The organism is Vibrio chemaguriensis (assembly GCF_012275705.1).
Taxonomy (GTDB): Bacteria; Pseudomonadota; Gammaproteobacteria; order Enterobacterales; family Vibrionaceae; genus Vibrio; species Vibrio diabolicus.
This window is the reverse complement of the sequence record NZ_SHOE01000031.1, coordinates 1-14,221: the sequence shown is the minus strand read 5'-3', so window position 1 is coordinate 14,221 and position 14,221 is coordinate 1. Positions and strand designations below refer to the sequence as shown.

At 45.6% G+C, this 14,221-nt stretch carries 11 protein-coding genes, 3 tRNA genes and 1 pseudogene; 2 read left to right on the top strand and 13 right to left on the bottom strand.

The genetic code is table 11. The features are described 5' to 3' along the window. Positions 1-79: 79 nt before the first annotated feature. Positions 80-715, bottom strand: a complete 636-nt coding sequence (gene motX / locus EX191_RS20390; protein WP_005387944.1) for a flagellar protein MotX — start codon at positions 713-715, stop codon at positions 80-82. 219 nt (positions 716-934) lie between these two features. Beyond that, complete coding sequence (locus tag EX191_RS20385) at positions 935-2,251, bottom strand: adenylosuccinate synthase (protein ID WP_005395372.1); 1,317 nt, start codon at positions 2,249-2,251, stop codon at positions 935-937. A 172-nt stretch (positions 2,252-2,423) separates the two neighbouring features. On the opposite strand from EX191_RS20385, the gene EX191_RS20380 reads away from it, so the two are divergent. Continuing rightward, positions 2,424-2,609 (top strand): DUF2065 domain-containing protein, encoded by a 186-nt coding sequence (locus tag EX191_RS20380; RefSeq protein WP_005381383.1) that lies wholly within the window; start codon positions 2,424-2,426, stop codon positions 2,607-2,609. A 62-nt stretch (positions 2,610-2,671) separates the two neighbouring features. Here the strand turns inward: EX191_RS20380 and hflC are convergent, their stop codons facing one another. The 8 genes and pseudogenes from hflC to tsaE all read right to left on the bottom strand — a co-directional run bounded on the left by hflC (position 2,672) and on the right by tsaE (position 11,824). After that, on the bottom strand, positions 2,672-3,652 hold the full coding sequence (gene hflC / locus EX191_RS20375) for a protease modulator HflC (RefSeq protein ID WP_193448371.1): 981 nt from the start codon (positions 3,650-3,652) through the stop codon (positions 2,672-2,674). Positions 3,653-3,654: 2 nt separating this feature from the next. Next, on the bottom strand, positions 3,655-4,860 hold the full coding sequence (gene hflK, locus EX191_RS20370) for an FtsH protease activity modulator HflK (RefSeq protein WP_005395374.1): 1,206 nt from the start codon (positions 4,858-4,860) through the stop codon (positions 3,655-3,657). A gap of 45 nt (positions 4,861-4,905) precedes the next feature. After that, positions 4,906-6,195, bottom strand: coding sequence for a ribosome rescue GTPase HflX (gene hflX, locus EX191_RS20365; RefSeq protein WP_005381380.1), 1,290 nt, complete (start codon positions 6,193-6,195; stop codon positions 4,906-4,908). A gap of 38 nt (positions 6,196-6,233) precedes the next feature. Further along, entirely contained in the window at positions 6,234-6,497 is a 264-nt protein-coding gene (gene hfq, locus EX191_RS20360; protein WP_005381379.1) for an RNA chaperone Hfq, read from the bottom strand. 193 nt (positions 6,498-6,690) lie between these two features. Then, positions 6,691-7,623 carry a tRNA (adenosine(37)-N6)-dimethylallyltransferase MiaA gene (miaA, locus tag EX191_RS20355; protein ID WP_005395375.1) on the bottom strand — a complete coding sequence of 311 codons (933 nt, stop codon included), beginning with the start codon at positions 7,621-7,623 and terminating at the stop codon, positions 6,691-6,693. Continuing rightward, positions 7,620-9,632, bottom strand: a pseudogene (gene mutL / locus EX191_RS20350) (DNA mismatch repair endonuclease MutL). Before mutL ends, miaA begins: the two are co-directional and overlap by 4 nt. Before the next feature lie 18 nt (positions 9,633-9,650). Then, positions 9,651-11,366 carry a LysM peptidoglycan-binding domain-containing protein gene (locus tag EX191_RS20345; protein ID WP_193448370.1) on the bottom strand — a complete coding sequence of 572 codons (1,716 nt, stop codon included), beginning with the start codon at positions 11,364-11,366 and terminating at the stop codon, positions 9,651-9,653. Beyond that, positions 11,360-11,824, bottom strand: a complete 465-nt coding sequence (gene tsaE / locus EX191_RS20340) for a tRNA (adenosine(37)-N6)-threonylcarbamoyltransferase complex ATPase subunit type 1 TsaE (protein ID WP_005395381.1) — start codon at positions 11,822-11,824, stop codon at positions 11,360-11,362. The genes EX191_RS20345 and tsaE overlap by 7 nt, the downstream gene beginning before the upstream one ends. 277 nt (positions 11,825-12,101) lie before the next feature. Between tsaE and queG the strand changes: the two genes are divergently transcribed. After that, a complete protein-coding gene (gene queG / locus EX191_RS20335) occupies positions 12,102-13,229 on the top strand; it encodes a tRNA epoxyqueuosine(34) reductase QueG (protein ID WP_193448369.1) in 1,128 nt (375 codons plus the stop codon). 619 nt (positions 13,230-13,848) lie between these two features. On the opposite strand, the gene EX191_RS20330 is transcribed toward queG, so the two are convergent. The 3 genes from EX191_RS20330 to EX191_RS20320 all read right to left on the bottom strand — a co-directional run bounded on the left by EX191_RS20330 (position 13,849) and on the right by EX191_RS20320 (position 14,171). Further along, positions 13,849-13,925, bottom strand: a tRNA-Met gene (locus EX191_RS20330). 59 nt (positions 13,926-13,984) lie between these two features. Continuing rightward, a tRNA-Gly gene (locus EX191_RS20325) sits at positions 13,985-14,060 on the bottom strand. Positions 14,061-14,095: 35 nt separating this feature from the next. Further along, positions 14,096-14,171 (bottom strand) — tRNA-Gly (locus tag EX191_RS20320). Positions 14,172-14,221 lie beyond the last annotated feature (50 nt).

Here is a 14,221-nt window from a genome sequence, read left to right as displayed (position 1 = left end):
CAAGATTACTCTTCGGGAAAACAACAAAGCCCACATTATGTGGGCTTTGTTGTATGAAGTTGTTTGCCTTGATAGGACGTTACCAAAAGGTATCTCGCCGTTTAGCTCGAGCAATAACGTTTTGTGGCATGCGCTGCTCAAGGCCATTTCTCAATACAGTGATACGCTTATGCTGCCGCTTATCTGCTGTGACAGAGTTATATAACCAACGATACGCATCTTCGTAATCAAGTGGGCTGCCGTAATCACGCAGGAGCAACTCGGCTAAATGAATACGCGCATTTAGGTTTCCCATTGATGCAGCTTCTCGCAAGTAAGGAATTGCTCGTTCTTTATCTTGCTGCACTAAAGTGCCACGCGAATAATATCGACCAATTTGCTCTAGCGCGGCAGGTAATCCCTGATGTGCTGCATTTTCGATGTAGTAAAGGCCCAGTTCGACATCTTGCTCGACACACACACCCCACGCCAACATGTCGCCGTACAGAAATTCATAAGCGGGCAAGTTAATTCGAGTCGCACGAGCAACGATATCCTCCACCAGCTGGCAGTTATCAGCGCGCACACGTTGTAAGTGCTTATTTTGCTCAATAAGCTTTATCAGCTCTGCTTCGGTGTAGATAGGAACTGGCGCCCCCACATCAGCAACATTGGCTTTCGCTGTGGTAGCTACCAAGGTCAATAACAGTGAAGCAGCCACTGTTCGTAACTTCATAAACGTACTCTTTAAGGTATCTAAGAAACCAAAGATCGATGAAGGATCTCCTCTGCTTGATAACCTTATCGGCAAAAACCAGCTAAGCTTTAGACAATTTTTGCCTCTGACTTAAACTCAGCGGCAAAAATTTGCCATATGAGAATCACTGCCGTTTTTTGTTCAGATACAAAAAAGCCGACCAGAAGGTCGGCTTTTGCAATCTTTAACGACTATCAATTAAGCTTCGAATGGATGAACCTTGATGATAGTTTCGTTACGGTCAGGACCTGTTGAAATGATATCTACAGGCACACCTGTTAGCTCTTCAATACGCTTGATGTAGTTAAGAGCCGCTTGTGGTAGATCTTCTAGCGCTTTAGCACCGAATGTGTTCTCAGACCAACCAGGCATAGTTTCGTAGATTGGCGTCGCTTTTTCGAATGCTTCAGCAGCCATCGGAGAAACTTCTAGCACAGAGCCATCTTCCATCTTGTAACCAGTACAGATTTTTAGCTCTTCTAGACCATCTAGTACGTCTAGTTTAGTTAGACAGAAACCAGATACAGAGTTGATTTGGATTGCACGACGCATAGCAACAGCATCGAACCAACCAGTACGACGTAGACGACCAGTTGTCGCACCGAACTCGTGGCCAACTTCACCTAAATGCTTACCAATTGGATCTTGCTTATCTAGACCGTCGTATAGTTCAGTCGGGAATGGACCTGCACCAACGCGAGTACAGTACGCTTTCGCGATACCCAAGATGTAACCGATGTGACGAGGACCAAAACCTGAACCTGCAGCAACACCACCAGCAGTCGTGTTAGAAGACGTTACGTATGGGTAAGTACCGTGGTCGATATCAAGTAGCGTACCTTGTGCACCTTCGAACATGATCTTATCGCCGCGCTTACGTGCTGCGTCTAGTTCGTCAGTTACGTCGATAACCATTGAAGTAAGTAGCTCTGCGTAGCCTTTTGCTTCTTCAAGCACAGCTTCGTAGCTTACTGGTTCCGCTTTGTAGAAGTTAACGAGTTGGAAGTTATGGAACTCCATGACTTCTTTTAGCTTCTCAGCGAACGATTCCATATCGAATAGGTCGCCAACGCGTAGACCGCGACGAGCAACTTTATCTTCGTATGCTGGACCGATACCACGACCTGTTGTACCGATAGCTTTTTTACCGCGAGCGATTTCGCGAGCTTGGTCCATTGCAACGTGGTAAGGAAGAATTAGCGGACATGCTTCAGAAATGAAAAGACGCTCGCGTACTGGAATACCGCGCTCTTCAAGAGGTTTCATTTCTTTAAGTAGAGCTTCAGGTGATAGTACAACACCGTTACCGATAACACATTTTACGTTATCGCGAAGGATACCTGATGGAATTAAGTGAAGAACGGTTTTTTCACCGTCAATTACGAGAGTATGACCTGCGTTGTGACCGCCTTGGTAGCGTACCACGTATTTTGCATCTTCAGTTAAAAGGTCTACGATTTTACCTTTACCTTCGTCACCCCATTGGGTGCCTAGAACGACTACGTTATTTCCCATCTTTCCAAGTCTGATTGCTAGTTAAAAATGGATTCTAGCACCGAATCACGCTTCTTGCAGTCATTTTTTGTTCACAGAGTTGCTACCAGAATGTCATCTTGCTGCTTTGCTCATTTTGAAATCAGCATATCACTGATAGTATTTAGTTTTCTTTATTCGACTGGAAAGCGGTATGTCTGAATCCATATGGTTGGCGATTGGGCTCGTCTTGATCGTGGAAGGCATTGGACCACTCATTGCTCCAAACGGTTGGCGGAATATGGTGGCTCAATTAAGTGAACAGCCCAACAATCAGCTACGACGCATCGGTGGCTGCCTAGTAGTTGCTGGAGCCGTAATCGCCATAATGATGAGCTAGCACTTAGCATCAGATACAAAAAAGGCTCCCTAAGGAGCCTTGTGTTTCATTTGACGCTGAGATTATTTCTCCATGCCGCCCTTCGACTGGTTCATGTATTGGAAGAACTCACTCTTCGGATCAAGTACCAGGATATCGCTCTTAGAGCTGAAGGACTTCTCATACGCACGTAGCGAACGTAGGAAGCTAAAGAATTCAGGGTCTTTGTTGTATGCTTCAGCATAAATCTTCGCAGCTTCAGCATCCGCCTCACCTCGTGTTACACGAGCAGTCTTATCAGCTTCAGCTAGAATGGTTGCCACTTCTAGCTCAGCTTGAGCACGAATAACTTCCGCTTTCTCACGACCTTGAGAACGGTGCTTACGAGCTACAGACTCACGCCCTGCACGCATACGGCGGTAGATAGACTCACTGATTTCATCAGGCAGGTTGATTTTCTTCATGCGGAAATCAACAACACGAACACCTAAGTCTTTCATCGCGCTTTCACGCGTGTCTTTCAATACTTCAGACATAATTAGGTCACGTTCACCATCAATCTCAAGCGCTTCACGTGCCGCTTCAGTTGCGACAACATCTGCACTTGCATCTTCTGGTAGTACATCATCGTTACGTGGACCAGATACAATCTGTTTGATTTCACGAGCACCGATTTCAGAACGAAGCACATCCGTTACTTTACGCTCAAGTAGTGCCTCCGCCGTTAGCGAATTACCACCGCCTGTCGCTAGGTAGTAACGACCAAAGTCTTCAATACGCCACTTCACGTAGGTATCAATAATAACGTCTTTTTTCTCAGACGTTACGAAACGGTCTGCACGGCCATCCATCGTTTGGATACGTGCATCAAGTTGTTTCACACGGTCAAACAGAGGCATCTTGAAATGCAAACCAGGCTCGTAAATTCGAGTGATGTCGTTGTTGTCTTTAAGAACACGACCAAATCGAACCACGATACCGCGTTCACCTTCAGGAATCACAAACAGAGACATCAACATTAATGCCAGTGCGATTACCAATACAGGGATCATTAACTTACGCATTCTTAGTATCTCCCTTGACGTGAACCTGTTGAACGAGACTGCGTGTTCGAAGTGTCTTCTTGTGTACGCTCAGACTCCAGTTGAATTTGATCGTAGGTTGAAGATGACTTCGATTTACGTTTTGTGTCTGCCTGACCTTCTTGGCCCGCCAACTTATCGATTGGAAGGTACAGAAGATTGCCGCTTGATTCCGAGTCAATCAACACTTTCGAAGTGCTTGAGTACACTTCTTCCATTGCGTCAATGTACAGACGGTCACGCGTTACACCTGGTGCCGCTTGGTATTCTGGTAGTAGTTTTTCGAACTGTGCTACCTGACCAAGAGCCTCGTTAGTGACACGTTCATTGTAACCTTGCGCTTCTTTCTTCAAACGTTCAGCACGACCCGTTGCCTTCGGCAAGATTTCGTTCTTGTATGCTTCAGCTTCACGGATGAAACGCTCTTCATCCTCACGTGCAGCGATTGCATCATCAAACGCATCTTTCACTTGCTCTGGTGGACGAGCAGACTGGAAGTTTACGTCAACAAGTACCAGACCCATATCATAGCTATCAATGATTTGGTTCAGTGTTTCTTGCGTAGTTTGACGAATTTGCTGACGACCACTGGTTAGAATGCTATCCATCAATGAGTCACCAATTACCGCACGTAGTGCAGAATCCGTTGCTTGACGCAAGCTATCGTCCGCATTGGTTACACGGTACAAGTATTTGTACGGGTCAGTCACTCGGTACTGAACATCCATCGCGACTGTTACGACGTTTTCATCTTTAGTCAGCATTAGACCAGATGCACGTAGTGAACGAATCGCTTGTACATTTACCGCTTCGTATTCATCAATAAAACGAGGGCGCCAGTTAAGACCTGGGTCTACGATACGATCGTATTTACCTAAACGCAGCACAACACCACGCTCTGCTTCACCGATGGTGTAAAAACCAGCGAAGAACCAAACTGCAACAGCAATAAGAGCAATCACGCCAAAGCCAATTGCACTACCACCACCGCCGCCGATTGGAGAACCACCGCCGCCTTTTTTACCAAACTTGCCACCCAGTTTTTGACTCAGTTTATTGAACACTTCATCTAAATCTGGCGGACCTTGATCTCGGCCACCAGGACGCTGGCCACCACGATTATTATTACCCCAAGGGTCATTATCGCGGCCATTGTTGCCGTTGTTATTTCCAGGCTCATTCCACGCCATTAGAAAGCTCCATCATTTGATATGACGTTATACTGTAGCAGTCCTTTAAGTGACTATAAAGCCAGTCAAAACTGCCCCTTCTCTTTTTTCAAGTCTAGACCAATCTACTTGCTGCATTCGAATATCGATCAACAAGTTACCATCCTGGTCATATTCCTCACGTTGAATACACTTCATTTGGAAGAAGGTACTACGGAATCGTCCTTGATACTGTGGAGGAATTCGCAACTGATGCTCGACCATTTGTGACGCCAGACGTTCCGTCAGTGCCTCAAACAGGACATCAATGCCCAACCCATCCATTGCTGAAACCCAAACTGCGCGAGGTACGCCTTCCTCGTCTCGTTCTATACGTGGTTTCTGCGAATCTAGATTGTCGATTTTGTTCATGACAACCAGAGTCGGCACTTCATGTGCGTCGATCTCTTCTAGTACTTCATGAACAGCTTGAATATTCTCACGAAAACGCTCATCACTGGCATCAACAACATGTAACAAAATGTCAGCTTCTTGCGTTTCCTGCAAGGTTGCCTTGAAGGCCGCAACCAAGTCGTGAGGCAAATGTCGAATAAAACCAACCGTGTCTGCCAAAATGGCAGGCCCAACATCTGCTAACTCTATCTTACGTAAAGTCGGGTCCAAAGTAGCAAATAGTTGATCAGCGGCATACACGCCAGCTTCTGTAATACGGTTGAAGAGTGTCGACTTACCCGCGTTGGTGTAACCCACAAGTGAAACCGTTGGGATTTCAGCTCGATTTCGGGCGCGGCGCCCTTGTTCACGCTGCTTCGCTACTTTGTCTAAGCGTCGCAGGATGGCTTTGATTCTGTCACGCAATAAGCGACGGTCGGTTTCCAGCTGGGTTTCACCCGGGCCACGTAAACCAATCCCCCCTTTCTGCCTTTCAAGGTGCGTCCAACCACGAATCAAACGAGTAGAGATATGACGAAGTTGAGCCAGCTCTACCTGTAGCTTACCTTCGTGTGTTCGAGCTCGTTGAGCAAAGATATCGAGAATAAGACCAGTGCGGTCGAGAACTCGACATTGGCACAGTGCTTCGAGGTTACGTTCTTGGGCAGGAGAGAGGGCGTGATTAAAAATCACAATTTCGGCACCTGTCGACTGTACCGCAGTAGCAATCTCTTGGGCCTTACCCTCTCCGACATAGTATTTCGGGTGTGGGGATTGACGACTACCAGTTACCACTTGTAGCGCCTCTACCCCAGCAGAAGAAACCAGCATTTCGAACTCAGCCAGATCTTCCCATTCACCTTCTTGCGTGAAGTTGATATGAACAAGTACGGCTCGCTCACCGGATTCATAACGGTCAAACAAGCAATCAACTCCTTATTTTAAAAATACTCGATGAAGAATTAATCTTCTGATTTCTCTTGTGGACGCTCACCTTGTGGACGTTCACCGCTGTGATGGCTCACTGGACGAGCCGGCACAACTGTTGAGATCGCGTGCTTGTACACCATTTGGTTTACAGTATTCTTCAGCAGGATCACAAATTGATCGAACGATTCGATCTGACCTTGTAATTTAATACCATTCACAAGGTAGATAGATACCGGGATACGCTCACGACGTAGCGCGTTTAGAAATGGGTCTTGTAGAGATTGCCCCTTAGCCATTTTATTTTCCTTATTTAATTTGTAGTTGTAATTATTTAGCTAGTGGTGCAATGCAAAAGATACTGCTTTTGCATCTGAGCTAAACGAATCAAAAATGCACTCTAAGTAATTAGCAGCATAGTATAAAAACCGCCAACAACAGATCCTTTGAGAGTGCGTTCACGCAAAAACGATCACATTATACACAGCTATGTCAATCAGATGCTATTGCTTCCGACATCGTTTCTAATGCCTGTTCAATGTTCTCGCTATCCAACCAAGTTAAGTCATCCCAGCTGCGTAACCAGGTGATTTGACGCTTGGCCAATTGACGAGTCGCGCATACGCCACGAAATACTGCTTCGTCACGTGTACACTCCCCATCTAAATACTCCCACATCTGTCGGTAACCGACGCATCGTATGGAAGGAAGATCGGGGTGAAGATCTTTTCGCGAATGTAGCGCTTTCATTTCTTCTTCAAAGCCCGCTTCCATCATCTTTTCGAAACGAAGTTCAATTCGACGGTGAAGTTCTGCCCTATCCTTGGGAGCTATTGCAAACTGCTTGACTCGGTATGGCAGGCTTTCACCTTTCGTTTGAGTCAATTCAGTCAAAGTTTTACCTGAAATACGAAAAACTTCCAATGCCCGAGATAAACGTTGGGGATCATTGGGATGGATTCTCGCTGCTGACACAGGATCAACCTCTTTGAGTTCATCGTGCAACACTGACCAACCTTTAGTCAATGCTTCTTGTTCAATTTGCTGACGAATTTCAGGATTTGCAGCAGGAAGTGGGGATAAACCTTCAAGTAGCGCCTTATAATACAGCATTGTTCCACCCACTAAGAGTGGAATTTTTCCTTCTGCAACAATATCATCCATCGCTTTCAATGCATCACGACGAAAGTCGGCTACAGAGTAAGATTCGCTCGGATCCAAAATATCAATCAAGCGATGAGGCGCTAAACTTAACTCTTTTTCATCCGGTTTCGCCGTACCGATATCCATCCCTTTATAGATCAAAGCAGAATCAACACTGATGATCTCAACCGGGAACTTTTGACGAAGACGAATCGCCAACTCAGTTTTTCCTGATGCAGTTGGCCCCATTAAAAATAGCGCCAAAGGTAGTTTATCTGTCATGGTTTTAATTTGGCTATCGTGGCAGAGAAATCAACAGCGGATACAAATTTTGTATCTTCTAATGGCAATTGACCATCTCTTAGCTGTTCAAGTTCCGCAATAATTTGAATTGCTTCAGAAAAAGTATAATGACTCTTCACTGTCGTGACCTGCAATGCGAGCCAATCTATCAACTCAGACAGCATCTGAGCCGTTGCTATACCTTCCTTCACACAAGATTGCGCGTAAGATAACAGATCTGGTACTAGATTTTGTAAGTTTTGTTGACGTAGCGGCGCGGGAACGCCCATCACCATTAAGGCTTGCTCATTTCTCGCTTTCAATTGAATGCCAAGTAACGCCAAATCTTGTTGATAATCTTGAGCCAGCTTCACTAACTCGGCCTCTAACTTAATAGATAGAGGAACGAGTAGAGGCTGTGCTTTAAGCGCGCCATCGCTTGGAGTGAGCTGCCCTTTTACACGATAAAATTCCGCTCTAGGTAACGAGACTAACGCCGCCCCACTGTCACTGCTCATCAAAACAAATTGCTCATCGACCATCACTAGCGCTTTGCCTAGTGCATTAATCGATGGAAGTGATGCATGCGCAGTTGCCTTTTGGGGCTCTATCGGCGTTACGGGTTGAGACTCAAACTCTGGCGTTTTCAACAACTCGTGATAAGCGCGCACTTCTTGCTTGCTTGGTGCTGGCTCAACATGGCGCTCTTTATTGTGATTCGGCTTTGGTGCTGGTTTGGATTCCACCCAATCAGTACGCTTGAACGAGTCCGCAACGCGAGCTTCTCGCACGGATGTATCCCTAGGACTGCGATCGCGAGGTTTGACTTCATAATCACTGCGTCCAGGATAAGCCGGTGCACTTTCTATCGCTTGATAAACACGCTCTGGAACTGGTGAAGATGCTGGCCTTTGCACTTTTTCAGGCTCAGGCGAATGCTCAACCTCTTCGGACTCAGTCGGTTCCACACGATGAAATGCGGATTCATTAACCTGTGGTTTATCAATCACGGCGCTTTGCGCAAGTGCATCCGCCAAAGCTTGATAGATGAAATCATGCACTAAGCGAGCTTGGTGAAAGCGCACTTCATGCTTAGCGGGGTGGACATTCACATCTACCTGGTGCGGGTCTAACTCAATAAAGAGCACATAGGCAGCGAACTGATCTGGCTTTAAGCTCATTTCATAGCTTTGACGAATCGCGTGATTGATTAATTTGTCACGCATCATTCGGCCATTCACATAGCAATACTGTAAATCGCTTTGCTGCCTTGCTCCTTCTGGTGTGGTAATCCAACCATGTAGCTTTAACCCTTGATGCTCAAGCTCGATTCTAAGCATATGCCGCACAAACGCATTACCGCAGACAGCTGCAATACGTTTTTCGGTTTGAAGCTGATTTTTCGCCGCACGATATTGACGAATGATCTTGCCGTTATGGCGCACATTGATGGTGACATCAAAGCGGCTTAACGCAATGCGTTTCAATAACTCATCAATATGAGCAAATTCAGTTTTCTCGGTACGCAGAAATTTGCGACGCGCTGGAGTATTAAAAAATAAGTCCAACACCTCAACAGTTGTGCCAATCGGGTGCGCTGCTGGCTTAAGCTTCACCTGCATATCACGCCCTTCGGAGTAGGCACTCCAGGCTTCTTCTTGCGCCGCAGGACGCGATGTGAGTGTCAGACGCGAGACTGAGCTAATACTGGCTAACGCTTCACCACGAAAACCTAGACTCATGATGGCTTCGAGATCATCCAAGGTATGTATCTTAGATGTCGCATGACGACTGAGCGCTAAGCCGAGTTCATCTTTCGCGATACCTTTGCCGTTATCACGAACACGAATCAGCTTTGCGCCTCCTTTCTAGATATCGATATCGATTCGAGTTGCGCCAGAATCAAGACTATTTTCAACCAGTTCTTTAATCACAGAGGCGGGTCTTTCGACCACTTCCCCTGCTGCGATTTGGTTTGCAAGTCTAGCTGGCAAAATTTTAATCGTCATAATGAGTTAAAAGCTCACCTACTTGTTTGGAATGATAAGAACTTGCCCAACCGCCAGCTGATCAGAGCGTAAGTTGTTCGCTTTACGAATGCTCGAAACGCTGACGCCGTATTTGGACGCTATTTTACCAAGGTATTCACCTCGAGAAACTTTGTGCTTACGGATCGGCTTATCTTTGACAGCGACGGTTATCTTCAACTTTTGTCCTACCCACAAGGTATCTGACTTCAAGTTGTTCTCACGGCGGATATCTGAAACCTTCACTTTATAGTGACTCGCGATCTTACCTAAGAACTCACCTGACTTAACCTTGTGAATAATGGTTTCTGTCTCAACAGTAATCGGTTTACTTGGCACTTTAATCGTGCCAGCAGAAGGGATTTTGAGCTTCTGACCAATTGCTAATCCAGTCGACTTCAAGTTGTTTGCCGACATCAGCGCTTTAGAGCTAAGCCCATATTTATTCGCAATCACCGATAACGACTCGCCACGTTTTACGGTATGCACTATTGGCTTCGCTGAAGGCGAGAATACCGTACCCTCTGGTGGATTATCTTTTAAGTACTTAACGACCGCCTTGGTGATCGCCTGAGCTAACTTATCTTGGTGCGCTCGTTGAAACAGCAACCGCTCTTCTGTTGGGTTAGAAATAAAGCCCGTTTCCACTAATACAGACGGAATCTGCGGAGAGCGTAAAACAGCAAGGCTAGTATTAATCGGTTTGGTGTTATGCAGGTGCGCAACACGCCCCATCTCACCAAGGATTTCTGTTGCCAGCTTATACCCTTCTTTTTGTGAATGACTAAACTGCAAGTCCAACAAAGTTTGGTTCACGTTACGATCTTTCGTCTTAGTGAAGAACGCATTACCCGAACCACCTAATATTTCAGATTGTTTCTCATGGTTCTCAACCCAGCGAGCAATTTCAGTATTTGCACGACGGGTATTCAGTACAAAAACCGAACCTCCGCGAGGCTTCGGTGATGTAAACGCATCAGCGTGAATGGAAATCAGTAAGTGCGCATCATTTTCACGGGCAATGGCCACACGACGGTTTAGATTCACAAAGTAATCTCCGGTACGTGTCATACGCGTTTTAATCCCAGGCGTAGCATCGAGCTGAGCAGCAATTTTTCTTGAGATACTCAATACCGCGTCTTTCTCGTACTTACGGCGTGAAGGGCCAATAGAGCCAGGATCTTCACCACCGTGACCAGGGTCGATAACGATCAAGACTTCTTGAGCTCGTTGAACTGAACTCATGTCTTTACTGGTCGCCGCTGGCTTGCTCGGTTTAGAGGCTGAAGTCGATGCTTTCTTACCGTGCGGCAGGTCAATCACCAAACGGTGACCATATTGCCCGCCAGGTGTTGGGCTTAATTTAAACAATTCCACTTGAACGCTCTTTTTCAGTTCAAACACCAAACGATAGGTGCCCTTCTCTGGCGGAGAGCTTTTTCGAACTAGCTTTAAAACCGGGCTGTCCGTAACAGTAACAGGCAGTTTGGCCTGCATGGTCGTGCTTTTTAAATCCACGACAAGACGATCCGGTCCGGATAAAGAGAAATAGGAATAGTCAGCTTCCGAGCCTAAATCGATGACAACACGCGTTTCATCAGGAGAAGGCCAAACTCGAAAACTCTTAACGACGTTAGCAAATGCTAAATTGGGGATGAGAAGGAGAAAAGTGGCGACAAACGTCGCCACTACTCTAAAATTTGAAAAACTCAACATAGCTCCAATCGACTGAGTAACTGCACACCATAATCATTATTAGCTGTTAGTTCGGCTACACGCTGCTCACCTTGGTAGCGAATGTTCACATCAAGATCCGGTTGTGGCAACAAACCATGCCCTTTTTCAGGCCATTCAACCAAGCAAATTGCATCATCTGTGAAGTAATCTCGAATCCCCATGAACTCAAGCTCTTCAGGATCCGCAAGACGATAAAGATCGAAATGGTACACTTGCCACTGATCCAACTGATACGGTTCGACTAGAGTATAAGTTGGGCTTTTCACGTTACCTTGATGGCCAAGAGCACGGACAAAACCACGACTAAAGGTTGTTTTACCTGCACCCAAATCACCATGCAGATAAATTGTGGTTTGTTGCGAACAAAGGTGAGCCAGAGCGGTACCTAGTGCAACCGTTTCGTGCTCATCTTTTAAATTGAATTGTTTCGTGCTCATTGATGCTTCTCTAACTAATGATCGTTGACTATATAAAAATCAAAAGAACAGGAATAGTAAACCGTGTTGGTTTTGAGAGACAAGCTTTCAAATGTCATATGTGCGAAAAAAGTATCCAAGGAACGGTATCTTAATCACCTTAGTATCGACCTAGATTTAGAATATATGCAAATGACTTCAATAAGCAGTATTCACAGCATCAAAAACGTCCCTAACTGGGTAGCACCAAAGCCAGAGATCCGTTAAGATCCGCCCCCCTTTTATTCCGGTGGTTAGCATGAACTACGAACAACTCGCACAACAAATCAAAATTTGGGGAAAAGAGCTCGGCTTCCAAAAAGTTGGGATCTGCGACGTTGATCTGAGTGAGCATGAAGCCGCACTGCAAAAATGGCTCGATGTAGGCTACCACGGCTCAATGGACTGGATGGCTCGTCACGGCATGATGCGAGCTAGACCCAATGAACTACTCCCGGGAACCATTCGTGTGATCAGCGTTCGGATGGATTACCTACCACCAGAAGCACAATTCGCTTCGAACCTAGCGAATAAAAATCATGCCTATATTAGTCGCTATGCATTAGGGCGTGATTATCACAAGCTCGTCAGAAAACAACTGAATAAACTTGGCAAACTTATTGAACAAGAAGTTGGTCAGTATGGTTATCGACCTTTCGTCGACTCCGCACCAATATTGGAGCGACCACTCGCCCAAAAAGCAGGCTTAGGCTGGACAGGGAAACATTCCCTGATTTTAGATCAAGACTGTGGCTCGTGGTTCTTTTTAGGCGAGTTACTTATCGACTTGCCACTTCCCGTTGACGAGCCAAGCGTTGATCAGTGCGGTAAATGCAAAGCATGCATTACCTCATGCCCAACACAAGCCATCGTTGAAGACAAAGTTGTTGATGCTAGACGCTGCATCTCTTACCTCACCATCGAGTTCGATGGCGTGATCCCTGAAGAGTTTCGCAAGCCAATGGGTAACCGCATTTATGGCTGTGATGACTGCCAATTGGTTTGCCCATGGAATCGCTACGCCGACATAACGGAGCAGAGTGATTTCCATCGTCGCGATAGTTTCAAAAACCCGGATCTCGTAGACATGTTTAACTGGGATGAAGCGACTTTTCTAAAAAATATGGAAGGCTCCGCTATTCGTCGCATTGGTCATATACAGTGGCTGCGTAATATTGCTGTCGCACTTGGTAATGCAGAATACAGTCAACGAGTCATTGATGCGTTAGAAAGTCGACAAGGTGAAAATAAATTACTTGATGAACACATCAAATGGGCTTTGGCCGAGCAACTTAATCAACTCCCCATTGAGAATAAAGCATCTACAGAGACGAAAAAGCAGCGCTTAATAAGAATAGTCGAGAAGGGGCTACCAAGAGACGCATAGTGCGTAGTCTATATGCAAGAGATTGAAAGCACTTTTACATGTTCAATTCATGACCTTGTTCTCAATTTTGTAATGTGGAAAAAAATTTGAGATTCAAGAAAAACAAGCTAGCAGAAAAAAGTTAAACACAGCTTGGAGAAATGACTAGGATCAAAAAAATACCAGTTAATGATCGTATCTTAACGTATCCGATCCGACAAAAAACTTATTTTTCTCTTGTTTAACAAAGACTTAATCAATATTTCGTTATTATTTCGACTTTCCTTCAGCGAAAAGATCTTTCTTCTCCATCGCAAAAAGTCAAGCTAAAAACACTTTATCAACTAACTTATCCACAGAACGACGTATGTGGATAACTCTGTTAATTAAAGTAGATAAAACATGCAGAACCTCATCATGCTTGTACGCCAGCCGATTCATATCGTGTTTTAAACACAAACGAAATCGTCCGACATCATATGATGCGGATAAAATTTAGTTTTTGGGGATTCATGCTTCGCAGCATTATGAAAAGAGCGATGTGATTGGTTGCGAGAAGCAGGAATTGAATCAAGCGGCGCATCCGTCGACGACTTAGGATTGTGCTAATAAATAAGCATTCAATCTATCGTCTTGTATTTGGTTGCGGGGGCCGGATTTGAACCGACGACCTTCGGGTTATGAGCCCGACGAGCTACCAAGCTGCTCCACCCCGCGTCCGAGTGCTTCATCTTTGTTGATGATGAAGGCTTTGCTTTCATTTATAAAAAAGAAACTGGAGCGACACACGAGGTTCGAACTCGTGACCTCAACCTTGGCAAGGTTGCGCTCTACCAACTGAGCTAGTGTCGCTTTTGTCACCGTTAAGCACGATGAAGGCTATATATTGGAGCGACACACGAGGTTCGAACTCGTGACCTCAACCTTGGCAAGGTTGCGCTCTACCAACTGAGCTAGTGTCGCATTTCGTCACCGTTAAGCACGATGAGGGCTATATATTGGAGCGACACACG